Below are 21,349 nucleotides of genomic sequence, written 5' to 3'. Positions count from 1 at the left end.
CAGCCCCGGTTCGGCCTTCTCATAAGGAGAACCCACAATGCCCAAGCCCAAGAAGGGTGCCCGCTTCGGCGGGTCGGCGTCGCACCAGAAGGCGATCTTCGCCAATCTGGCCACGGCGCTCTTCGAGCACGGTCGGATCACGACCACCGAGGCCAAGGCCAAGGCGCTGCGCCCGTACGCCGAGAAGCTGGTCACCAAGGCAAAGGCCGGCACCCTGGCCGACCGCCGCGAGGTGCTCAAGGTGATCCGCGACAAGGACGTGGTGCACGAACTCTTCGCGACCATCGGACCGTCGTTCGAGGGCCGTGCGGGTGGCTACACCCGGATTATCAAGACCCTGCCGCGCAAGGGTGACAACGCGCCGATGGCGATCATCGAGCTGGTCCGGGAGCAGACCGTGACCAACGAGGCCGATCGTGCTCGCCGCGTAGCTGCGTCGCAGAAGGCCAAGGCTGAGGAGCCGAAGGCCGAGGCGAAGGCCGAGGCGGCCACCGAGGCGAAGGCCGAGGCGGCTACCGAGGAGACCGAGGCTGAGGCCGAGGCCGAGGCCCCGGTTCCAGAGGAAAAGGCCGACGAGAAGTAGGGATTCCTCCCCGCGTATGCGGGGATGACCCGGCCGATGAGAAGTAGGAATTTCCTGCGTTCGCGTCGGGACTTCACGAATGAGCCCGCCGTCCCCTCCGGGTCGGCGGGCTCACTCATGCTACTCAGGAGATGGCTGTGACCAGTGCGGGTTCGGACCGGCGCGGCGCCGCGGTCCGGATGCGGATCGGCGTCGCCTACGACGGCACCGATTTCCTCGGTTGGGCGCGCCAGCCGGGCCTGCGTACGGTGCAGGGAGTGCTGGAGGAGTCGTTGAGTACGGTGCTGCGCGAGCCGGTTCAGCTGACCGTCGCCGGGCGCACCGATGCCGGCGTGCACGCCGAGGGACAGGTCGCGCACTTCGACACCGCGGCGGAGTTCGACGCCGCCGAGCTGATTCACCGGCTGGCCCGATTTCTGCCGAAAGACGTGCGGCTCACCGATATTCGCGTCGCGCCCCCCGAATTCGACGCTCGTTTCTCGGCGATTCGCCGACACTACGCCTATCGCCTGACCACCGCACCGTACGGCGCCGAGCCGCTCCGGGCGCGCAGCGTGGTGCCGTGCCGCGCGGTGGATTCGGAGGCGATGCGCGAGGCGTCCCGGAAACTGCTGGGGCTGCACGACTTCGCCGCGTTCTGCCGTCGCCGGGAGGGCGCCACCACCGTGCGGGAGTTGCAGCGGTTCGACTGGGAGGTTTCCGGCGATCGGCTCACCGCGTTCGTCAGCGCGGACGCGTTCTGCTGGTCGATGGTCCGCAGCCTGGTGGGTGCGGTGCTGGCGGTCGGGGAGGGCCGCCGCACGCCGGAGTGGGTGGCCGGACTGCTCCGTGAACGCGAACGCTCCAGCGCGGTCACCGTCGCGCCCGCCCACGGCCTGAGCCTGATCGGCGTCGACTACCCGGCTGACGAGGACCTGGCCGCCCGCAATGCACAGACCCGCGAGACCCGCACGGTTCCGGTCGACCCGGGCTGCTGCGGACCCTGACCCGAGGCCGGACAGGCGGCTACCGGGAACTGTCGGTGAGGCGGCTGCCGATGGTCTGCGCACTGTGCCCTCACCGCGCGTGGAGTGGAGGTGCGCCATCGTTCGCCACGAGTCCGCGAGTTGGTGGTGAGCAGAGCGGCGGGCGGATGGCAGACTCGGCCCTCATGAGTCCGGTGAGTCGCGGTCGCAAGGGCCGGAAGAACGGGAAGAAGCAGGCGTCTGCCGGCCGGGAGGCCGAAATCGTCGAGCTATCAAGCGAATTCGACGGGTCGGAGGCGGACGAGGAGGTCGATCTCGAGGAGATCGACCTCGAGGTCGACGAGCTGGGGCTGTCCGAGATGATGGCCGACGCCGTCGCCACCATGGGGGAGTTCGAGCGGGTCGACGATCCGGCGGACGGCGAGTATCTGGCCGCGACGCTGCTGGCCGTCGGTTACGGCGGTGAGCCGGATGAGGCCGCCGTGTTCGCCCGCATGTTCATCACCGCGGCCGAGAACGTGGCGCAGCCCGGGGCGCTGGCGTTTCTGCGGTGCACCGCCGCGCTGAGTGCCGAACCGATCCGGGCGGCCGCGGCCGAGGCGGCGGACCGGTTGACGGCCGCGGGAGTCGGCGCGCCCGCGTGGGTAGCCGAACTGGACGAGCCGGTCGTCGCCGGGGAGTACGCCCGGTGGCCGCAACCGGACGGCGATGGCGAGGTGCTGTTCGGCAGCTTCCGGCGGGCCGGGCGCACGGACGGGTTCATGATGTTCGCCGACGACGAAAACTGCGGTGCCGCATGGGGACTCGCACCGTACGTCGGATCGGCCCTCGACGACGCGCGCCGCCTCACCGATGCCGAGGAGACCGAGCCGCAGGAGCCGATGCCGGCCGACGAGTTCCGACGGCGGGCCGAGGCCGCCCTGGACGCCCGGGTCCTGCACGACCGGATAGGCATCGAACCCGAGGCGCCCGAGGACGACGACGCCGTGCCCCACGAGGTCACCGACGTGGTGCTGCGCGCACGACTGCGTGCGCTCCCGGTCTCCGCGAAACCCCTTCCGGTGCACATTCATCCGGAGTACGCGTGACACACGCTGTCGGCGTGGCCCGAGAGGCGGCGGCATTGCGCCCGCCGGTCACCCGCCGCCGGAACGGGCCTCTGTCGTCACGGGGTGCTGGGCCGATGTCGGTGCGGCTTCCCTAAGGTCGGCGGGTGTCGTCGTTGGGTCGCAGGTGCTCCGTCGTCAGGGACGGCTGGCGGCCCGATGTTCGCGTCCGCCGAGCCGGGATACGTGCCCGTTCGGAACGTGATGGTCGTCGGCCCGAACTGCTGGACCGGTGTCGATGCAGTGCAGCTTCCCGACGGTCGGCGGGTGTCGTGGCCGGGGGCCGGATGCGCTCCGTAGCCAGGGACGGTTGCTGGTCCCGATGCTCGCGTTCGCCGAGCCGGGGTTCGTGCCTGTTCGGGAATGTGATGGTGGTCGGCCCGGGTTGTTGGCCGATGTCGATGGGTGCGGCTTCGCTACAGTCGTCGGGCGCTGTCGCTGTGGCCGGATGTGCTCCGTCGTCAGGGACGGCTGTCGGGCTCGTGTCCGGGAGATCCGCGTTGGCGACGTGGTGGTCGTCGGTCCGGGTTGTTGGCTCTGCCGGAACGGAATACGGGCGGCCTCCTCGGGGTTCGCACCGAATATGACCATTCAGGGATTGGGACGGTTCGGAGTCTGGCGTTACTACTCGGCTTTCACCCCGGAGCAGGCGCGGGAGTTGGAGGGCCTGGGCTACAGCACGCTGTGGCTGGGTGGTTCGCCGCCGGCGGATCTGCCGGTGGTGGAATCGCTGCTGGAGGCGACCGAGACGCAACTGGTCGGCACCAGCATCGTGAACGTGTGGTCGACCTCGGCCGATGAGGTGGCGGAGTCGTTCCACCGCATCGACGGGCGTTTTCCGGGCCGATTCATCCTCGGCATCGGCGTCGGGCATCCCGAGAACGACAGCGTCTACCGCAAGCCCTACGACGCGCTGGTCGACTACCTGGACGTGCTCGACAAGGCCGGGGTGCCGAAGGAGCGCCGGGCCCTGGCCGCCCTCGGACCGCGCGTGCTGGAACTGGCCCGCGACCGCACGGCGGGCGCGCTGCCGTATCTCGCCCCGCCCGAGCACACCCGCCGGGCCCGCGAGACGCTCGGCGGGGACGCGCTGCTGGTGGCCGAGAACAAGGTCGTGCTGGACACCGACGCCGAACGCGCCCGCGGCACCGGCCGCAACATGGTGAAGATGTATCTGGGCCTGACCAACTACGTCACCAACCTGCGCCGCCTCGGCTACAGCGACGAGGACGTCGCCAAGCCGGGCAGCGACCACCTGATCGATGACCTGGCCCTGCACGGCACCGCCGAGGAGATCGCCGCCGGCCTGGTCGCGCACCTCACCGCCGGCGCCGACCAGATCGCGGTGCAGGCGCTGGACGAGGACTATCTGGCCACCTTGCGCGCCCTCGCCCCGGCACTGGGCGCGCGCGTCTGACTCGGTGGCGGTGCGGATCGCGCGGCTGAACGCCGGGCGATGCGCCCGCATGCGACGTGACGATCTGGGGGTGGTCCTCCCGCCCCCGGTCTGCACGTCGGACACCGGTGAGGCCGAACCGCGGCCGGGCCGACTTACGTAGCGTCCCGGCTGCGGGTGGAATGTGTGCGGCGCGCTCCAGCTGTCGCGGGCCGGGCAGGCGGCCTCGGGCGGGAGCGCGCTGCATGTACCCGCGGGCCGGTGGGGGAGTCGGGTCGTTACGAGCGGACCAGGCGGGCTATGGCGTCGGTGGCTTCCTTGATCTTCGCCTCGGCGTCGGGTCCGCCCTGTACGGCGGCGTCGACCACGCAGTGGCTGATGTGGTCCTCGAGCAGGCCCATCGCCACGGCCTGCAGCGCCTTCGTCATCGCCGACACCTGGGTGAGGATGTCGATGCAGTACTTTTCCTCTTCGACCATCCGTTGCAGGCCACGGGCCTGGCCCTCGATCCGGCGCAGCCGCTTGAGGTAATCCTCCTTGGCGGTGATGTAGCCGTGAGTAGCGTGGTCGTGGCCGGTCTGGTCGACCGTCGTGGTCTCGTCCTCGGTCACCGGTTGCATCCTCACTCCCGCCACCATCGCCTACAATACCCCCATAGGGTACATGTGTTCTGGTGGTTTGTCAGACGGCCGCCGTGCCCGCACTCCGATCGGTCGCCGTGCCCGCACTCGATGCTGGGCCGTCGCCGGATCACGGGATGCGCAAGAATCAGGGGCATGAGTTCGGATTCCCGGCCCGCGCTGGCGATCATCGGCGGCAGTGGCTTCTACGACTTCTTCGGCGACGACGCGACCACACTGAACATCGAGACCCCCTACGGCGCGCCGAGCGCGCCGATCACCGTCGGTGCGGTGGAGGGGCGGCGGGTGGCGTTCCTGCCCCGGCACGGCCGCAAGCACGAGTACTCCCCGCAGACCGTGCCCTACCAGGCGAACATGTGGGCGCTGCGGTCGATCGGCGTGCGCCGGATCTTCGCGCCGTGTGCGGTCGGCAGCCTGCGTGCCGACTGGGGTCCGGGCACGGTGGCCGTCCCCGATCAGCTGGTCGACCGCACCTCCGGGCGGCCGCAGAGCTATTTCGACAACGGCGGCGTGCACGTTTCGTTCGCCGATCCGTACTGCGACGAACTCCGCACGGTCGCAACCGGTTCCGCGGTCGACGAACTGCCGATGAAGGCGGCCGGGACGATGGTCGTGGTGCAGGGGCCGCGCTTCTCCACACGGGCCGAGAGCCGCTGGTTCGCCGCCCAGGGCTGGGAATTGGTGAACATGACCGGATATCCGGAGTCGGTGCTCGCCCGGGAACTCGAAATGTGTTATGCCGCTATCGCTCTGGTGACCGATCTGGACGCCGGGCTGGAGGCCGGCGAGGGGGTCAGCGCGGCGGCCGTCTTCGCCGAGTTCGAACGAAATCTGGTGCCGTTCAAGCAACTCGTCCGGCAGGCGGTCGCGCGGGTCGACGGCACCGACGCCTGCGAGCGCTGCCGTGTGCACGCCGGGGTGCGTCTGCCGTTCGAATTGCCTTGAGCCGATGGACGTACGGGCAGAAGGTAAAGGTGACGGCATGCGCGTGCTGTTGACCGGTGCGGCGGGATTCGTCGGGGCGCACGTGCACCGGGCATTGGTCGCCGCGGGGCACCGGGTGGTTGCCGTCGATTCCCTCGCGGCCGCGGTGCACGGTGCGAATCCCGAGCCACCAGAGGGTATTTCCGTTGTCGATATCCGTGATCCCGATGCGCTGGAGCCGCTGTTGCGTGGCGTGGATGTCGTCTGCCACCTCGCCGCCGCGGTGCCACCGGTTTCGACCGGTCCGCATGATGTGGTGGGCGCGCCGGGTCTCGTCGTCCCGGCCGGTGCGGGCGCGGCGGAATCCGGCGCCGTGTTTTCGTCATCCGGCCCGGCAGGTTCGGAAACGGGAGGTGCGCAGCAGCGTTCGTCCGCCACCGGGGTCCGGACGGCGGACGGATCGGGGTCGGTGGCCGAAGCCGGCGCGGGTCCGGCCGAGGCGTATCCCGGCACCGATGGTGAGGTGAGCGCGTCCGACAGTTCCGAGCTGCTGTTCGGCGATGACGAGAGACGAGGTGGGGCAGTGGCTCCCGGTTCCGGCGCGAACGGCCGACCGGCCGGCGAACCGAGGCGGGGCGACCGGCAGACCGAACCGACGTGGCGCGGGGACGGCGGGGCACACCGCTCACCCGGCCCGGCAGCGGCGCCGGCCGCCCCCACCCTGCAGACCGCGCCGATGTTCGCGGCGCACAACGACTTCGGCACCGCGGTGCTGCTGGCGGCGATGGAGCGGGCCGGCACTCGGCGGCTGGTGCTGGCATCGTCGGTGTCGGTGTACGGCGAGGGCCGCTACCGCGCGCCGCACGGCGGGCCCTTCTTCCCGGGCCTGCGGCGGCGGGCCGATCTCGATCGCGGCAGGTTCGACCATCGCGCCCCGCGCACCGGTGAGATCCTGACCTGGGAGCCGGTCGCCGAGGATGCGCCGCTGCGGCCGCGAACCGCCTATGCGGCAAGTAAACTCGCGCAGGAGAACTACGCGTTGGCGTGGGGCGTGGCCACCGGCGGCGCGGTGACGGCGCTGCGCTACCACCACGTGTACGGCGACCCGGCCGGCGACTGCGCGGATCCGGCGGCGCATACCGGGGTGGCGGCGCGGTTCCGGGCCGATCTGGCGGCGGGGCGGGCCCCGGTGGTGTTCGAGGACGGCGGTCAGGTCCGCGATCTCGTGCACATCCACGATGCCGCGGCCGCGGCGGTCGCGGCGGTCGAGCGCCCGCTGCCCGGTTTCGTGCCGCTGAACATCGCCTCCGGTCATCCGGTCACGCTGTGGGAAGTGGCCTCGATCATGGCCCGTGCCCGCGGTGGGCCGGAGCCGGTGGTCAGCGGGCAGTACCGGGCGTCGGACGTGCGCCACCTGGTCGCCCATCCCGAACGCGCCCGGCACGCACTGGATTTCGCGGCGCGCATCGCCCCGGCCCGTGGGCTCGCCGAGTACGCGACCTCCGCCGCGGTCGCCCGCCGCTGAGCGGCCCGGCCGGGGGCCTAGGCTCGGGGCATGGACAATCCGCTGCGGCTCGAGGTCATCGTCGCCAGCGTGCGGCCGGAACGGTTCGCTCCGGTCGTCGCCGACTGGTTCGTGCGCACGGCACGGTCGGATACCGCATTCGACACCGGCGTCATCGATCTCGCGCACACGCCGCTGCCCACCGAGCTGTCGGTGACCCCGGAGGTGCTTGCCTACCGGGAGCGGCTCGCCGCGGCGGACGCCTTCGTGGCCGTGACGTCCGAGTACAACCACGGCTACCCGGCCGCGCTGAAGACCGCGCTGGACAGCGCCAAACACGAATGGCGGGCCAAGCCGATCGGATTCGTCGGCTACGGCGGGCTGTCCGGCGGCCTGCGCGCCATCGAACAGCTGCGCCAGGTCGTCGCCGAGATCCACATGGTGTCGATCCGCGAGACGGTCAGCTTCCACCGGGCGAAGCGCAGGTTCGACGACGGCGGCGAGACGGCCGACGGTGCGGCGATCGACGCCGCGCAGCGCCTGCTTCGCCAATTGGCCTGGTGGGGACGTCATTTGCGGACGGCGCGGGCGACCGACCCGTATCCGGGCTGACGACCGGTCGGCCGCCTATTGCTGGTGGGCCATGGCCCGCCGCCCGCGCGGGGTGCCGATGTAGGTCGTCTCGCGAGGGATCGACACCAGCGTCAGGTCCACCTGGGCGGTACCCGTGCGCAGGATGACGTGGTTGCCGATGGCGCCGGGCTGATGCAGCGACAGGTCGGGCCGGGTCCCCGGCCATCCCATCGGATCGCCGGTGACGTAGATCGTCGTGACGCCCGCGTGCGGCGCCGGCGCGAGCACGCCGTCGACCACGGCCGCGGTGAAATCGGCGTCGCTCTGGTGGGTTTCGACCGCGAGGGTCAGCCGCTCCGGATTGCCGATCGTGGTGACCAGTTGCTCCCAGGCCTGCGGGCGGTCGGTGCGGACCAGGATGCGCTCGCCCACGGCCAGCGCCCGGAACACCAGCTGCTGCGCCAGATACAGCTCGCCGGCCACGTACACGGTCGAAATGCCCTGGCCGACAAGCCGAATCGCGACACCGTTGCCGTCGTCGTCGGAGCCGATCAGCTGACCGCAGCCGGACGAGGGCAGATGCAGTGCCCCGATCACGTCGATCGGATATTCGCTCAGCGGCACCGTGTCGTCCACGTTCGGGAGGCCGATCGGCAGGTGGGCGAGCAGGCTCTGGCGATGCCGGCCGTTCAGCGACACCATGCCCCGTTGCCGGCGCTTCTCCGGCAGCTCCCGTGTGGTCAGGCGCCAGGCGGCGCCGATGTTCACCGTCTCCGTGGCGCTGCCCGGCCGCAACCGCACGGCCACGGTGGTGCCGCGCGAGGGGTCCACCCACAGCTGCGCCAGCAGATCCGTGCCCAGCTGGCCCGGGTCGACGGCGGCGCCGATGTTGACGCCGTTGCGCAGTTCGGCGTTGCGCCACTTGTGGGTGACCGTGCGCGGATCGAGTCCCGTGGTGATCTGCATGACGGCCCGCTTGATCTCCGGCGCGGTGAGCACGCGCGAGGAGCAGTCGGCGTCCTCGAGCGCGCGCACGATGCGCTGGGTCGCGATCGTCACCGCACGGCACGCGCCCTCGGTTCCGCCGCCGCGCCGATCGGCCGCCTCCGGGCAGGCCAGCGTGTCGAATCCGATCGCCAGCCACACCGTGCGGTGCGCCGTCGCCGGGAGCGGGCCCAGCAGGCTCTCGTAGATCGGCCCGGCCGGCGTGCCGGAGCGGCTGCGGTGGCCGTGACTGATGATGTCGATGCCGCTGAGCAGGATGTCGTGCTGGGTCAGGCACTGGGCGAGTTCGGGCAGCGGCAGCAGGTGCGAGGCGTGCACGGTGTTGCGGTCGATGCGGGTCAGCCCGCCCTTGGGCGGCAGCACCTCGACGACCGCCACGACCCGGCTGCCCTCCCAGTACAGACCGAGAGAGCGGCCGTCCGGCCCGCGGAAGTCGACCGTATCGCCGAGCAGGTAGTCGCGGTGGCGGCGATAGCGCCAGATCGTGGTGATCCAGTCGGCCACGGTGCGCTTGCCGACCGGGATCAGCAACAGCAGGCCGGCGACCACGGCGGCGGCCAGCGCGTACCACCATTGCAGGCCCACGACCAGCACGACCACCCCGACAACCAGCCCCAGTAACTGCGCCGCAAGCAGATTCGGCAGCGAGATACGTCCAAACAGCGGACGGTTGCTCGTCGCGCGCGGTTCGGCCATCGTCGTCCCCCAGGTACCCGGTGTCGGCCGTTTTCGGTGGCCGAGCTGAACTTCAGTCCCGCTGAACTGTACTGTGTTCAGCGAACGTGAGCACTGTTCGGGGGAGCACTTATGCCTTCAAGACCTACCACGCGCTGGCAGGTGAGCGGTTACCGCTTCCTGGTGCGGCGGATGGAGCATGCCCTCGTGCGCCGGGACGTGCGCATGCTGCACGATCCGATGCGCTCGCAGTCGCGTGCCTACACGGCCGGGCTGGTGCTGGGCTGTGTGGCCTTGGCCGGCTGCGGTGTGCTGGCACTGCTGCGCCCGCAGGGCGCGATCGGCGACAACAAGATCCTGATCGGCAAGGATTCGGGCGCGGTCTACGCGGTGATCGACGACGTCGTGCATCCGGCGCTGAATCTCTCCTCGGCCCGGCTGGCGGTCGGCGAACCCGCGAAAGCGGTGTCGATCAAGGAGTCCGAGCTGGCGAAGAAGTCGCGCGGCACCCTGATCGGCATCCCGGGCGCGCCCGCCTCGCTGAACTTCGACGGCGGCGGCAAGGGCCGCAGCTGGACGATCTGCGACGAGATGAAGAACGACGGCAGCCGCGACCTGACCACGACCGTGGCGGCCGGCGACCCGGAGCTGGGCGCCAAGGCGTCCACGATGGGGCCCGACAAGGCACTGCTGGTCCAGGGCAAGGACCACACCTACCTGATCTACGACAACAAGCGCGCGCGGGTGGACATGAACAACACCTACGTCACCGACGCGCTGAAGATCCGCGGTATGACGCCCCGGCCGATCAGCGAGGCGCTGCTGAACGCGATTCCGGAGGTGCTGCCCATCACCCCGCCGACGATCGACGATCCGGGCGGCTTCCCCGCCAGGCCCATCGGCAACCACCGCATCAACGACGTCGTCCGGCTGACCACCGACGGCCAGTACTTCGTGGTGCTGCGCGACGGCCTGCAGCCGGTGTCGCCGCTGACCGCGGAGATCATCCGGAACGCGAATCCGACCGCGTCCGGGAACTCGGAGATCATCCCGAACGAGCGCAGCAGCGCGGATCTGACGAACACCCTGCCGGTGGCGGACTATCCGGAGACCGCGCCGACCATCATCGACGCGAAGGAACAGCCGCTCGGCTGCCTGTCGTGGCGACCGCTGGCGGGCGCCTCCGATCAGCCCAACGGCAGCATGCACGCCGAGCTGTCGGTGCTCACCGGACGCGCCCTGCCGCTGCCGGACAAGGCCAAGACGACGCCGCTGGCGCAGGCCGACGGCGCCGGCCCCAACGTCGATGCCTACTACACGACACCCGGGTCGGGGGTCTTCGTGCAGACCACCGGCATCGAGCCGAACAGCCAGCGGCGCGACGCCGAATTCTTCATCGCCGACACCGGAGTTCGCTACGGCATCAAGGATGCCGAGGCCGCCAAGGCGCTCGGCATGGACGCGGAGAAGGCCAAGCCCGAGCTGGCTCCCTGGCCGATCGTCGGCGGCCTCGCGAACGGCCCGACCCTGGGCCGCCAGGAGGCCATGGTCGCGCACGACGGCGTGGCGCCCGACCCGAACCCGGCCAAGCAGCTGGTGCAGTCCAAGCAGGGGCAGCAGCAGGCCACCGGGTAGCGCCGGCCCGCGAATGTGGTACCGCGGCATCTTCTTTCGCCGTCGTACCACGTCGGGCGGTCGCGTTCGTTTCGTTCCTATGCGTGACCGGACCGGTCGATGGTTTTCGGCATCGTGGGTGGTTCTGCGGCGCTGTCGATTTCGGCACGGTCGGCGGTACCGTCCGCGGACACCGGGGCGCGCTGCTCGCCCGGGGCCGCGAATCCCATCCCGCTGCTCAATGCGGCGACCTCGGCACGCAGCGTGCGGACCTCGTCGAGGAGGACGCCCACTTCGAGATCGGTGCGCTCGGCGGACTCCTCCACGGTCTTCAGCTGATCGATGACCCAGCTGGTGGTGGTGCCGATGGCGAAGCTGATCAGGCCGATGCCGAAGGTCATCAGGAGCAGGGCGACCAGGCGGCCCTCGCCGGTGACGGGATAGTAGTCGCCGTAGCCGACGGTGGTCACCGAGACGGCCGACCACCACAGCGCGTCGCCGTAGCTCTGCACGTTGGCGCCCGGCGCGCCGTACTCGGCGTCGAACATCGCCAGGCTGCACAGGAATACGACCAGCAGCGAACTGACGCCGACGAAGACGGCCAGGCGGGTCCTGGTCAGCGTGTTGCGGTTCAGGGTGTCCAGGACCAGGAGGGCGGCGCGCAGCAGCCGGAGCGGCCGGACCGGCGGCAGCAGCACGATCAGCAGCTCCAGCGGGTGCGAGCGTAGGAATTGCCAACGCCGCGTGGACAATCCGAGCCGGATCAGGAAGTCCGCCGCGAAGATCGCCCAGATCGCGATGTCGACGCCGGTCAGCCAGCTGTCCAGGGTGGGTGAGTCGGCCGTGTCCAGGACATGCCAGGCGTAGACGCCGAGGAACAACGCCGCCAGCACCCCCATCGGGATATTGGTCGCGCGTTCCCAGGCGACCCGGCGGCTGACCGGACCGGTCACGGAGTGGGCCGAGGCGGAGTCTGTCCGGGGACCGGGCTGAATCATGGTGTCACTGCCTTGGTCGAGCGCCGGGGCGACCACGCACGGGCGGCCCACCCCTGGAGAAGGTTTCGACACGCTATCGCCGGTTCCGGTCCGGGCGTTGCGCCGGTGCGGAACGGCCGCGGCGCGTAGGTCGGCACCCGCACCCCAGCGGGCGCGTTCCGGCGTGGGAATGCGTGGTTGCCGATGAATCCGTGACGGACAGGGAGTCGGTACCGGTATGGAGACGATCAATCTCGCGGAACTGTACGACCAGGAGGAGTTGAACTGGGCCGACGTGCGGGCCCGGCTCGACGCGGGGTTCGACCAGGAGCCGGGCGCCGGCGGGCCCGACCGGCACACGTGCTGGCTGACCACCCTGAATCCGGACGGCAGCCCGCACGTGAACGGAATCGGCGCACTATGGGCCGAGGGCACCTTCTGGTTCGAGACCGGCACGCGAACACGCAAGGGCCGCAACCTCGCTCGTGACCCGCGCTGCGCCGTGAGCCTGGCCACCCGCGAATTCGATCTGGTGGTCGAGGGCATCGCCGAACTCGTCACGGATCCGGGGACGGTCGCCGAGATGGCGGCGCGCTGGGCAGCCGGCGGCTGGCCGGTCCGGGTGGACGAGTCGGGCCGCGCGCTGACCGCGGAGTTCAGCGCCCAGTCGGCCGGTCGCCCGCCGTGGCACGTCTACCGCGTGAGCACGAGCACCGCGACCGCCGTCGCCACCGTCGAGCCGTTCGGCGCGTCGCGCTGGCGCTTCGGCTGAGTCACCGGCCGAAGTCCCTGCCTGCGGCCGGATCTCAGAGCGAACGGACCAGCGTGTACAGCTCCGCCACCCAGAACACCAGCGGCAGGATCGCCGCGACGAAGCCGTACTCCAGCATCTCGACGGCCCGGCGCATGGGCGGCGTGGCGTCCTGGTTGGGCACGATGAGGCCGAGGATCAGTGCGCCGATCAGCATCACCATCGCGGCGCCGAACACCGCCAGCGGCTGTTCCATCGTGAGCGCGGCCGCGATCATCATCGCCAGCAGGATCGCCGCGCCGCCGCCGAGCAGCACCACCGCCTGCTCGGCGCCGGCGTAGGTCCGGCTGCGGAACAGCAGCACCACCGAACTCACCGCCGCCAGCGCCACACCGGGCCAGAACGGGGAGTTCGCGGTCGGATCGGTAGCGGCCAGCGCTCCGATCACGGTCACCAGAGTTGTCGCGGAGACCAGGCCGGCCAGATACATCCGCGCCCGTTCGGATTTCGCGCGCAGCGCCTCCATGGTGGGCAGTGCGCGCTGGTCGTCCGGATCCTCCTCGGTGGGATCGATCGGCGTGCCGGGGGACGGCACCGGCGGCAGCGGCAGCTTCGACAGCAGCATCGACACCCGCGGCGCCAGCGACAGCGCACCGAGCGCCAGCGCGGCGGCGACGGCGCCGATGGCCTTCACCGGCTGGTCGGTCAGCAGCCCGACCAGGGCGGCCGGAATGGCGAACAGCGACAGGGTGGTCGTGCCGATGAACAGGGCGAGCCCGACGCCGCTGACCCGCCACGTCAGCACCGAGGTGGCGCCGACGAGCACCGAGCCCAGCAGGAGGTTCGCCCAGCCGTACTGGTCCGGCACCAGCAGCATGCCCGCCGCGAACGCGGCCGGCAGCGCGCATCCGCCGAGGATCAGGGCCGTCGGCCGATCGCCGTACATCCGGCTCAGCACGGTCGCGGCGATCACCAGCAGCACCGCGATGAACGCGGCGATCGACCCGGTGACGTAGCCGGGCAACGCATCCGGCGCCAGCAGCAGCCCGGCGCAGCCGACCAGCATGGTGAACACGGCGATGACCGAGCCGGTGATCCGGGCGACGGTGGGGGACCAGGCACGGAAGTTGCCGGCGTCGGCGATCGCGACGTTGTACATGATGTCGTCGAACAGCGGTGTCGGCGCGACATGGTCGGCGCTCTCCAGCATCAGCAGCTCGCCGTCGCGCACCCCTTGCTCGCCGAGGCTCAGCGAGTTGGAGAACGGCGGCTGGCCGACGCGGGCCAGCACCCATTCGGCCGGCTGGAACTGCTCGCCGGAATTGTCGAAGTCGTTCTGGCGGCTGTGTTGTGCCACCATGTCGACGACGCTGGGAATGACGAGCGCGACCGGTACGTCGACCGGAATGGCCATATCCACCTGGGTATGTTTGGCCAGAATGGTTACGCGGGCGAGATCGGGCGCCCGGACGATTCCGCGGCTCGAATCTTCTTCGATATGGTCCAGTCGCGCGTGCGTCACGCTTCCCCCAACTCCGTCTCTACCTCGGGTTTCCGCATCCGCCCCGGTTTGCGGTCGCGCGGCCGATCCGTGCAGAATGCCTCCGAACTGTACGTCATGTCGGCAGTGCCCTCTACACTGAGTCCGCAGTACTGCCGCCGAAGGGGGATCCGCCGTCGATGAGCACCGTCCGGTTTCAACGCCGTCAGCGTCGGGAGGTTCCGAGGTCTCCGGGCGGTGAGGTAACGCTCCAGCCGCCGCCCGAGATCCCTCGCGCGGTACCGGGCAGCCTGCTGCAGAAGCTCATGCCGGTCGTGATGATCGTCGGCATGGTCGGGATGATGGCCCTGCTGTTCACGCAGGGCGGGGGCATCGCCTCCAACCCGATGAGCATGATGTTCCCGATGATGATGGTCTTCTCGATGGTCGGCATGTTCGCCGGTCAGGGCGGGCGGGGCCAGAAGTCGGCCGAGGCCAACGAGGACCGCAAGGACTATCTGCGCTATCTCGACCAGGTCCGCAAGGATGTCGACCAGACCGCGACGCAGCAGCGCGAGGCCGTGGAATGGAGCCATCCCGAGCCCGCCCTGATCTGGATGCTGGCCGGCACCAGCCGGATGTGGGAGCGGCGTCCGGGCGACAAGGACTTCTGTCACTCCCGCATCGGCCTGGGCGGCCAGCGCCTGGCCACCAGGCTGGTATCCCCCGAGACGGGGCCGGTCGAGGAGCTGGAGCCGATCGCCGCGGTCTCGCTGCGGCGGTTCGTGCGCACCCATTCCACGGTCCTCGACCTGCCCACCGCCATCGCGGTGAAGGGTTTCGCCACCATCCAGCTGAACGGCGACCGCGGCCAGGCGCGCGATATGACCCGCGCAATGCTGTTGCAGCTGTGCATGTTCCAGGCACCCGACCAGGTGCTGCTCGCGGTCGTGTGCGGCGCCGACACGGTGCGGGAATGGGAGTGGACCAAGTGGCTCCCGCACACCCAGCATCCGGACGCGCAAGACGGCGTCGGCACGGAGCGCATGGTCTACGGCTCGATCCGGGAGATGGCCGAGGGGCTGAACCCGTTGCTGCACAACCGGGTTCGGTACTCGCGCAACCAGCCGGCCAACCAGAACCTGGTGCATATCGTCATCGTGGTCGACGGCGGCCTGCTGGAGGCCGAGGAGGACAGCCTGCGGGAGTCCGGCTTCGAGGGCGTCACGGTCATCGATCTGTGCAATTACGCTCCGCGCCTGGCGGTGTCGCGCGGCATCCAGATGGTGGTGGAGAACGGCGAATGCGTCGGCCGCGGCGCCACCGGCAATATGGAGCGTTTCGCGCTGATCGACCGCATCAGCGCCCGGCAGGCCGAGCAGGTGGCCCGGCGCCTGGCCCCGTTCCGGGTCGCGGTGCAGCGCGGCAACGACGCTGCCGCCGAGGAGAACGCCGAGGTGATCTCCACCTGGACGCAGCTGATGGGCATCGGCGATCTCGGCATGTTCAGCCCCGAGAACGCGTGGAAGCCCCGCTACGGCCGCGAGCGCCTGCGGGTCCCGTTCGGCGTGGGCGCCGACGGCCTGCCGGTGTACCTGGACATCAAGGAGGCCGCCGAGAACGGCATGGGCCCGCACGGCCTGTGCATCGGCGCCACCGGTTCCGGTAAGTCGGAATTCCTTCGCACCCTGGTGCTTTCGATGCTCGCGACGCATTCGCCGGATCAGCTGAACCTGGTCCTGGTCGACTTCAAGGGCGGTGCGACCTTCCTCGGAATGGAGGGGATCCCGCACGTCGCGGCGATCATCACCAACCTGGAGGAAGAGGCCGATCTGGTCGAGCGCATGAAGGACGCCCTGGCCGGTGAGATGAACCGCCGCCAAGAGGTGCTGCGCTCGAAGGGCAATTTCGCCAACGTCCTGGAGTACGAGAAGGCCCGCGCCTCGGGCGCCGATCTGGACCCGCTGCCCGCGCTGTTCGTGGTGCTCGACGAGTTCTCCGAACTCCTCACCCAGCACCCGGATTTCGCCGAGCTGTTCACGCAGATCGGCCGCCTCGGCCGCTCGCTGCACGTCCACCTGCTGCTGGCCTCGCAGCGGTTGGAGGAGGGCAAGCTGAAGGGCCTGGAGAGCCATCTGTCCTACCGCATCGGCCTGAAGACGTTCTCCGCCAACGAATCCCGCCAGGTGCTGGGCGTCCCCGACGCCTACAATCTGCCGGCCAGCCCGGGCGGCGGTTACCTGAAGGCGGGCGACGGCGAGATCCGCCGCTTCCAGGCGTCGTATGTGTCCGGTCCGTACGTCGGCGGCGGCCCGCAGCGCGAGGTCACCCAGGCCGGCGTCGCGGGCGGCGAGATCGATGTCAACGCACGGCTGTTCATTGCCGGTCAGGTGAACTTCCGCCCCAGCGACCGGCTTCCGGCTCCGAAGGAGCCCGTCGTGGTGGAGGATGCCGACGACGAGGGCGAGAAGATGTCCAATCTGGACATGCTGGCTTCCCGCATTCGCGGTCACGGCCGCCCGGCGCACGCGATCTGGCTGCCGCCGCTGGACGAGCCGTCCACGCTGGATCAGCTCATCCCGCGGTCCATCCTCACCGGCGATTACAGCCCGATGGCCACGCTGCAGGCACCCCTCGGCATCGTCGACCGCCCGTACGACCAGGTCCGCGACATCATGCCCATCGATCTGTCCGGCGCCCGGGGCAACGTCGCGATCGTCGGCGGTCCGCAGTCCGGCAAGTCGACGGCGCTGCGCACGATGATCATGTCGCTGTCGCTGACCCACACCGCCGAGCAGGTGCAGTTCTATTGCCTCGACTTCGGTGGCGGCACGCTGGCGAGCCTGGAGGGGCTGCCCCACGTCGGCTCGGTCTCGGCGCGCCTGGACACCGACAAGGTGCGCCGCACGGTCGCCGAGATGCAGACCATCGTCCGGCAGCGCGAAATGCGCTTCCGTCAACTGGGCGTCGAGACGATGGCGGATTTCCGGCGCCTGCGGGCAACGGATCCGAGCGCCAGCCCCGCCGCCGCCGGAGCCCACGAAGACCCGTTCGGCGACGTGTTCCTGGTGATCGACGGCTACGGTTCGATCCGCCAGGACTTCGAGCCCCTCGAACAGACGATCATGAACCTCGCTGTGCAGGGCCTCTCGTACGGCGTGCACGTGGTGATCACGCTGTCGCGCTGGATGGAGGCACGCCCCGCGCTGAAGGACCAGATCGGCACCAGAATCGAACTGCGCCTGGGTGATCCGATGGATTCGGAATACGGCCGCAAGGTCGGCGGATTGGTCCCGCAGGGGCGCCCGGGCCGCGGCATCACCTCGGAGCACCTGCACATGCTGACCGCCTTGCCGCGCGTCGACGGCAATTCCGACCCGTCGAGCCTGTCACTGGGCGTGGCGAACGCCGTCACGGCGATCGCCGCCCGCACGCCCGGGCGGCCGGCGCCCCGGGTGCGGATGCTTCCGGAGTCGTTCAGTCGTGACGAGATGCTGGGGGCGCTCAACGGTTGGCCGGCGGGGCTCGACCCGTCGCGGCCGAACCTGCAGATTCCGATCGGCCTGGACGAGGCCGAACTCGCTCCCGTCTTCCTGAATTTCGCTGAGCAGTCGCATTTCCTGGTCTTCGGCGACAGCGAATGCGGCAAGACGAATCTGCTCCGGTCCATCTGTCAAGGCGTGGTGCAGTCGAATACGAAGGACCACGCCATGCTGATCATGGCGGACTATCGCCGGACGATGCTGGGCCTTGTCGAGACCGACCATCTGGCCGGATACGCCCCCTCGGAAGCGGTATTGACGCCGATGATGGCGGAGTTGGCCGGCATTCTGAAGAATCGGATGCCCGGTCCGGACATTACTCAGCAACAGCTTCGCGAGCGGTCGTGGTGGTCGGGACCGGAACTCTATGTGGTCGTCGACGATTACGACCTGGTCGTGACATCGAGCGGCAATCCGATGAGTGTTCTCGTCGAATATCTCGCGCACGCAAAGGATATCGGTCTCCACTTGATCGTCGCCCGGCGCTCGGGCGGTGCGGCGCGCGCCATGTACGACCCTGTGTTGTCCCGTATGCGTGACGTCGGTGCGCTCGGCTTGATCATGAGTGGTAGCCGCGATGAGGGTTACCTGCTGGGAAATGTCCGGCCCGGCGCCATGCCGCCCGGTCGAGGCACCTTCGTTTCTCGTGCGGGGACTGGCCTGATCCAGGTCGCCTGGAGTTCGGCGAGATGACGTCGTCCGTCCGGTCCACCCGCCGACCTGCTCACCACGCGCAGGTCGGTATCGGACCGGGGCGGATGCGGGTCGGCCGGAAGGGACTTGAACTCGGCCGAAACTGTGACATGATCGGAACCGGTCGCCGTGCTAGGTGGACTGTGGGAAGGTCGAACGGAATCGGCGATCATTGCCAGGGGGATCGGATGTTTCAGGACCATGACGCGCTTCCGGATACCGGTTTGCGTGCTGAGTGGTGCCTGAGCTCGACTCGGGGGTCCGCGGCGAGGACGGCCGCTGCTGGGTGGGGAGGTGGAAGTCTGTCCAGTCCTTATGCGAAGAGCTAGAACGATCGGTTGTCACGTGTCCCGCACGGCATCTTCGGCGGATGCGGGGGATCGGATGGAACCGGTGACGCAGTCAGTGCGTCGAAAAAGATGTAGCGGATTGTCGGGCCAAGTCGAGGCTGTCGGATCCGAACCATTGTCAAACGAAAGGTTGGCGTCATGGCAGGCATGAATGTAGACGAAGCCGCGTTGGCCAAGGCCAAGGGCGACGTCCAGGTTGCAGTCGACAAGATCAGGGACCTGGTCAACTCCGCCCAGCGAGACGCTGAGGGGATCAAGGCGGGCTGGGGCGGCCGTGCGAACAGGGCGTTCCTCACCGTGGCCGATGCGTGGAACCAGGAGTCCATCAAAGTGAATGGGTTGCTGGACAACATCCAGGCTGCAATCGGTACCACTCAGACCAAGACGGCCAGCGCTGAAGACGAGGCCACATCCAATGTGGGCAATGTCAGCGGCCTCCTGGGCAATATCCCGCGATAAGACGACCGCGTATTCAAGGACTAGCCGGAAGAGGATTCCGATGGATGACAGCATTACCTATAGGCCCGAAATCATCACCGCGAGCCTCGCTGACCTGGATGGTCGTGCGGCGAACCTTCGGGCGGCAAATGACGAGGTGACGACGTCGTCGAACAACCTCCTGGCGATCTGGGAAGGTGAGGCAGCAGAGGCCTTCCGGGTTGCGAAGGCGCAGTGGGATGGTGAGTTCCAGAATCTCGCGCAGATGCTCTCCACACTGGTGCGTGTCTCGCACGAGTCGATGGACTCGGCTCTTGCTGCCGATGCCTCGTCGGCAGCCGGATTCGGCGGCTGAAGTCGTTCGCATTGTGCATGACACCCGCCTGCTGGGGCGGTTTGCTTGGTGAAATGGGCTGGGTCGGCGAGTAAGCTCACATCGGCCCAGTCCATTTTCGTCTTGCGTTCGTACTGCTATTTCACGCGTTCGTGAAGTATGGGAACCAGTTTTTCCAATGCGCTCTGCTGTGACCTATCAGACCAATTCCTGATGGCGGATACCGTTGCCGGATCATCGACGACGATAACCGTCGCGCGAGTCTGCGTGAGCGATGAGGGCAAGCCTAGGAGGCCACCGCCGCCCGCCTTCGGATCACTGCGGACTGCGAGGATGTAGCCGTCATTTACCTTGTTGAATACGGAATACTGGTCGTCCCTACTGATCGTTCGAGTGGTTGCCTCGTCGCCCTGTTTCGCGTAGGACAAGTTGTACACGAAGCCCAAATCGTTGAGAAATGTGGTCTGCGGACTGGGCGTCAGGTATACGCCCATTTCCGTGTTGTATTGGTCCTCACCTTTGACGTCCACCATCAGAACCGATTTCCCCTCGAACGCGGGATTGTTTTGGCGCGCTTCCGCCACCGTGCCCGCAGGCTTGGGACCGGCTGCGGTGGTAGTGGGTGTCGTGGGGACCGAACCGTCGTCACCGAAACCCCAGATAATGCCGCCCGCGGCGACGGCGGCAACCACGGCTGCCGCAGCAATGCCCAGGCCCCATTGCCTGCGCCGATTCCGAGTTGGCGGAGCGGCGGTACTGGGTGGTGCACCGATTCCCGGAGCGGACACGGTCTGACGCGGATCAGTGTTGGGCCGAGGGTCGAAGACCTGAACGGGGTAGGTGGGTGACGTATTCGTCGAGACAGGGTTGTGGCCCGGCACCAGGGCACTGGCGGCGGCATCCATGAACTCCCGGCAGGAATTGAACCTCTCGGCCGGGTTCTTCGCCATGGCACGAGCGACGACGTTATCGATACCGGCAGGCAGCCCGTATCTTACCGCCGTAGCCAGAGGCGGGGGCTCGTGCAAATGTCCCATCATCACCATGGCCGGCTGTGCCGAGGGGTACGGATTCTGGCCGGTGAGTAGCTTGAAGAAGGAGCAGGCGAGGCTGTAGATATCCGCGCGGTGGTCGAGCGGATAGCCCGACAGTTGTTCGGGCGGTGCATAGGCGATGGTCGCCAGAAATCCCCCGGTTTGGGTCAATTCGTTGGCGTCGTCGGTCGACTTCGCCACGCCGAAATCGGTCAGTAGAACCCGTTCTTCATCGCCGTCCTTACTGGACAGCAGGAAGTTTGCCGGCTTGACGTCTCGGTGCAGTAGGCCTTTGCGATGTGCGTAGTCCAAGCCCTTGCCGACCTCGGAAGTGATACGGAGTGCTCGGAGCGGAGTCATCGCATGCGGATCGCGCGCGAGTTCGGCCGAAGCGTCGGTGCCGTCGACGTACTGCATGGCGATCCACAGTTGGCCGTGTTCTTCCCCCCGGTTGTATACGGAGACGATATTGGGGTGGTCGAGTCCGGCAGCCAGATTGGCTTCGCGCTCGAAACGAGCCCGGAACTCCGCGTCGCGTGACAGCTCCGCACTGAGGATTTTGAGGGCGTCCATACGGGGCAAACTGGGGTGCTTGGCCAGATAGACCGCGCCCATTCCGCCGGCGCCGAGTTTGCGATCGATGCGATACCCACCGACGATGGTGCCGGGACTCATCGTCATACTTCGTCGTCTCCTGTCCTGCGTTCAGCGTCCATGCTTCGGCGCCGCTCTCAGCAGCATAGTGCGGGGGCCCGGCGGCGGCC

Annotated in this window: 17 protein-coding genes; 12 read left to right on the top strand and 5 right to left on the bottom strand. The window is 68.7% G+C overall.

Features of this window, described 5'->3' with window-relative positions; translation table 11 throughout:
- Positions 1–37 precede the first annotated feature (37 nt).
- The 4 genes from rplQ (at position 38) to D892_RS0105825 (ending at position 4,071) form a co-directional block, all read left to right on the top strand.
- The gene (gene rplQ / locus D892_RS0105845; RefSeq protein WP_024800347.1) at positions 38–583 is read left to right on the top strand and encodes a 50S ribosomal protein L17; all 546 of its coding nucleotides are present in this window, start codon (positions 38–40) and stop codon (positions 581–583) included.
- Positions 584–714: 131 nt separating this feature from the next.
- A complete protein-coding gene (truA, locus tag D892_RS0105840) occupies positions 715–1,569 on the top strand; it encodes a tRNA pseudouridine(38-40) synthase TruA (RefSeq protein ID WP_024800346.1) in 855 nt (284 codons plus the stop codon).
- Positions 1,570–1,733: 164 nt separating this feature from the next.
- Positions 1,734–2,636, top strand: a complete 903-nt coding sequence (locus D892_RS0105835; protein WP_024800345.1) for a hypothetical protein — start codon at positions 1,734–1,736, stop codon at positions 2,634–2,636.
- A 601-nt stretch (positions 2,637–3,237) separates the two neighbouring features.
- On the top strand, positions 3,238–4,071 hold the full coding sequence (locus D892_RS0105825) for an LLM class F420-dependent oxidoreductase (RefSeq protein WP_024800344.1): 834 nt from the start codon (positions 3,238–3,240) through the stop codon (positions 4,069–4,071).
- Between the two features lie 257 nt (positions 4,072–4,328).
- Here D892_RS0105825 and D892_RS0105820 read toward each other — a convergent pair whose 3' ends face one another.
- Positions 4,329–4,670 (bottom strand): metal-sensitive transcriptional regulator, encoded by a 342-nt coding sequence (locus D892_RS0105820; RefSeq protein ID WP_051499005.1) that lies wholly within the window; start codon positions 4,668–4,670, stop codon positions 4,329–4,331.
- 156 nt (positions 4,671–4,826) lie between these two features.
- On the opposite strand from D892_RS0105820, the gene D892_RS0105815 reads away from it, so the two are divergent.
- The 3 genes from D892_RS0105815 to D892_RS0105805 are packed head-to-tail and all read left to right on the top strand — an operon-like array spanning position 4,827 to position 7,731.
- On the top strand, positions 4,827–5,636 hold the full coding sequence (locus tag D892_RS0105815; RefSeq protein WP_024800342.1) for an S-methyl-5'-thioadenosine phosphorylase: 810 nt from the start codon (positions 4,827–4,829) through the stop codon (positions 5,634–5,636).
- 37 nt (positions 5,637–5,673) lie between these two features.
- Complete coding sequence (locus D892_RS49525; RefSeq protein ID WP_024800341.1) at positions 5,674–7,140, top strand: NAD-dependent epimerase/dehydratase family protein; 1,467 nt, start codon at positions 5,674–5,676, stop codon at positions 7,138–7,140.
- A 30-nt stretch (positions 7,141–7,170) separates the two neighbouring features.
- A complete protein-coding gene (locus D892_RS0105805; RefSeq protein WP_024800340.1) occupies positions 7,171–7,731 on the top strand; it encodes an NADPH-dependent FMN reductase in 561 nt (186 codons plus the stop codon).
- A gap of 15 nt (positions 7,732–7,746) precedes the next feature.
- Here D892_RS0105805 and eccE read toward each other — a convergent pair whose 3' ends face one another.
- Complete coding sequence (gene eccE / locus D892_RS0105800) at positions 7,747–9,393, bottom strand: type VII secretion protein EccE (RefSeq protein WP_024800339.1); 1,647 nt, start codon at positions 9,391–9,393, stop codon at positions 7,747–7,749.
- Positions 9,394–9,504: 111 nt separating this feature from the next.
- On the opposite strand from eccE, the gene eccB reads away from it, so the two are divergent.
- On the top strand, positions 9,505–11,007 hold the full coding sequence (gene eccB / locus D892_RS0105795; protein ID WP_051499004.1) for a type VII secretion protein EccB: 1,503 nt from the start codon (positions 9,505–9,507) through the stop codon (positions 11,005–11,007).
- 77 nt (positions 11,008–11,084) lie between these two features.
- Here eccB and D892_RS40515 read toward each other — a convergent pair whose 3' ends face one another.
- The gene (locus D892_RS40515) at positions 11,085–11,939 is read right to left on the bottom strand and encodes a potassium channel family protein (RefSeq protein WP_232235997.1); all 855 of its coding nucleotides are present in this window, start codon (positions 11,937–11,939) and stop codon (positions 11,085–11,087) included.
- A gap of 262 nt (positions 11,940–12,201) precedes the next feature.
- On the opposite strand from D892_RS40515, the gene D892_RS0105785 reads away from it, so the two are divergent.
- The gene (locus D892_RS0105785) at positions 12,202–12,735 is read left to right on the top strand and encodes a pyridoxamine 5'-phosphate oxidase family protein (RefSeq protein ID WP_024800336.1); all 534 of its coding nucleotides are present in this window, start codon (positions 12,202–12,204) and stop codon (positions 12,733–12,735) included.
- Positions 12,736–12,769: 34 nt separating this feature from the next.
- Here D892_RS0105785 and eccD read toward each other — a convergent pair whose 3' ends face one another.
- Entirely contained in the window at positions 12,770–14,236 is a 1,467-nt protein-coding gene (gene eccD, locus D892_RS0105780) for a type VII secretion integral membrane protein EccD (protein ID WP_024800335.1), read from the bottom strand.
- 158 nt (positions 14,237–14,394) lie between these two features.
- Between eccD and D892_RS0105775 the strand changes: the two genes are divergently transcribed.
- The 3 genes from D892_RS0105775 (at position 14,395) to D892_RS47610 (ending at position 19,572) form a co-directional block, all read left to right on the top strand.
- The gene (locus D892_RS0105775) at positions 14,395–18,429 is read left to right on the top strand and encodes a type VII secretion protein EccC (RefSeq protein ID WP_024800334.1); all 4,035 of its coding nucleotides are present in this window, start codon (positions 14,395–14,397) and stop codon (positions 18,427–18,429) included.
- A 488-nt stretch (positions 18,430–18,917) separates the two neighbouring features.
- Positions 18,918–19,238, top strand: coding sequence for a WXG100 family type VII secretion target (locus D892_RS0105770; protein ID WP_024800333.1), 321 nt, complete (start codon positions 18,918–18,920; stop codon positions 19,236–19,238).
- 40 nt (positions 19,239–19,278) lie between these two features.
- The gene (locus tag D892_RS47610) at positions 19,279–19,572 is read left to right on the top strand and encodes a WXG100 family type VII secretion target (protein WP_024800332.1); all 294 of its coding nucleotides are present in this window, start codon (positions 19,279–19,281) and stop codon (positions 19,570–19,572) included.
- A 116-nt stretch (positions 19,573–19,688) separates the two neighbouring features.
- Here D892_RS47610 and D892_RS0105760 read toward each other — a convergent pair whose 3' ends face one another.
- Entirely contained in the window at positions 19,689–21,266 is a 1,578-nt protein-coding gene (locus tag D892_RS0105760; protein ID WP_024800331.1) for a serine/threonine-protein kinase, read from the bottom strand.
- Positions 21,267–21,349: the final 83 nt, after the last annotated feature.

This window comes from Nocardia sp. BMG51109 (assembly GCF_000526215.1).
Classification (GTDB): Bacteria; Actinomycetota; Actinomycetes; order Mycobacteriales; family Mycobacteriaceae; genus Nocardia.
The sequence above is the reverse complement of the archived record's forward strand: the minus strand, read 5'-3'. Positions and strand labels throughout refer to the sequence as shown.

Coding starts and splice junctions, on each gene's coding strand:
- D892_RS47610 (WP_024800332.1), top strand. CDS start 19,279: ATGGATGACAGCATTACCTATAGGCCCGAAATCATCACCGCGAGCCTC.
- D892_RS0105760 (WP_024800331.1), bottom strand. CDS start 21,266: ATGACGATGAGTCCCGGCACCATCGTCGGTGGGTATCGCATCGATCGC.
- rplQ (WP_024800347.1), top strand. CDS start 38: ATGCCCAAGCCCAAGAAGGGTGCCCGCTTCGGCGGGTCGGCGTCGCAC.
- D892_RS0105770 (WP_024800333.1), top strand. CDS start 18,918: ATGGCAGGCATGAATGTAGACGAAGCCGCGTTGGCCAAGGCCAAGGGC.
- D892_RS0105775 (WP_024800334.1), top strand. CDS start 14,395: ATGAGCACCGTCCGGTTTCAACGCCGTCAGCGTCGGGAGGTTCCGAGG.
- D892_RS0105805 (WP_024800340.1), top strand. CDS start 7,171: ATGGACAATCCGCTGCGGCTCGAGGTCATCGTCGCCAGCGTGCGGCCG.
- eccE (WP_024800339.1), bottom strand. CDS start 9,393: ATGGCCGAACCGCGCGCGACGAGCAACCGTCCGCTGTTTGGACGTATC.
- eccB (WP_051499004.1), top strand. CDS start 9,505: ATGCCTTCAAGACCTACCACGCGCTGGCAGGTGAGCGGTTACCGCTTC.
- D892_RS0105815 (WP_024800342.1), top strand. CDS start 4,827: ATGAGTTCGGATTCCCGGCCCGCGCTGGCGATCATCGGCGGCAGTGGC.
- D892_RS0105835 (WP_024800345.1), top strand. CDS start 1,734: ATGAGTCCGGTGAGTCGCGGTCGCAAGGGCCGGAAGAACGGGAAGAAG.
- D892_RS0105820 (WP_051499005.1), bottom strand. CDS start 4,670: ATGCAACCGGTGACCGAGGACGAGACCACGACGGTCGACCAGACCGGC.
- D892_RS49525 (WP_024800341.1), top strand. CDS start 5,674: ATGCGCGTGCTGTTGACCGGTGCGGCGGGATTCGTCGGGGCGCACGTG.
- truA (WP_024800346.1), top strand. CDS start 715: ATGGCTGTGACCAGTGCGGGTTCGGACCGGCGCGGCGCCGCGGTCCGG.
- D892_RS0105785 (WP_024800336.1), top strand. CDS start 12,202: ATGGAGACGATCAATCTCGCGGAACTGTACGACCAGGAGGAGTTGAAC.
- D892_RS0105825 (WP_024800344.1), top strand. CDS start 3,238: ATGACCATTCAGGGATTGGGACGGTTCGGAGTCTGGCGTTACTACTCG.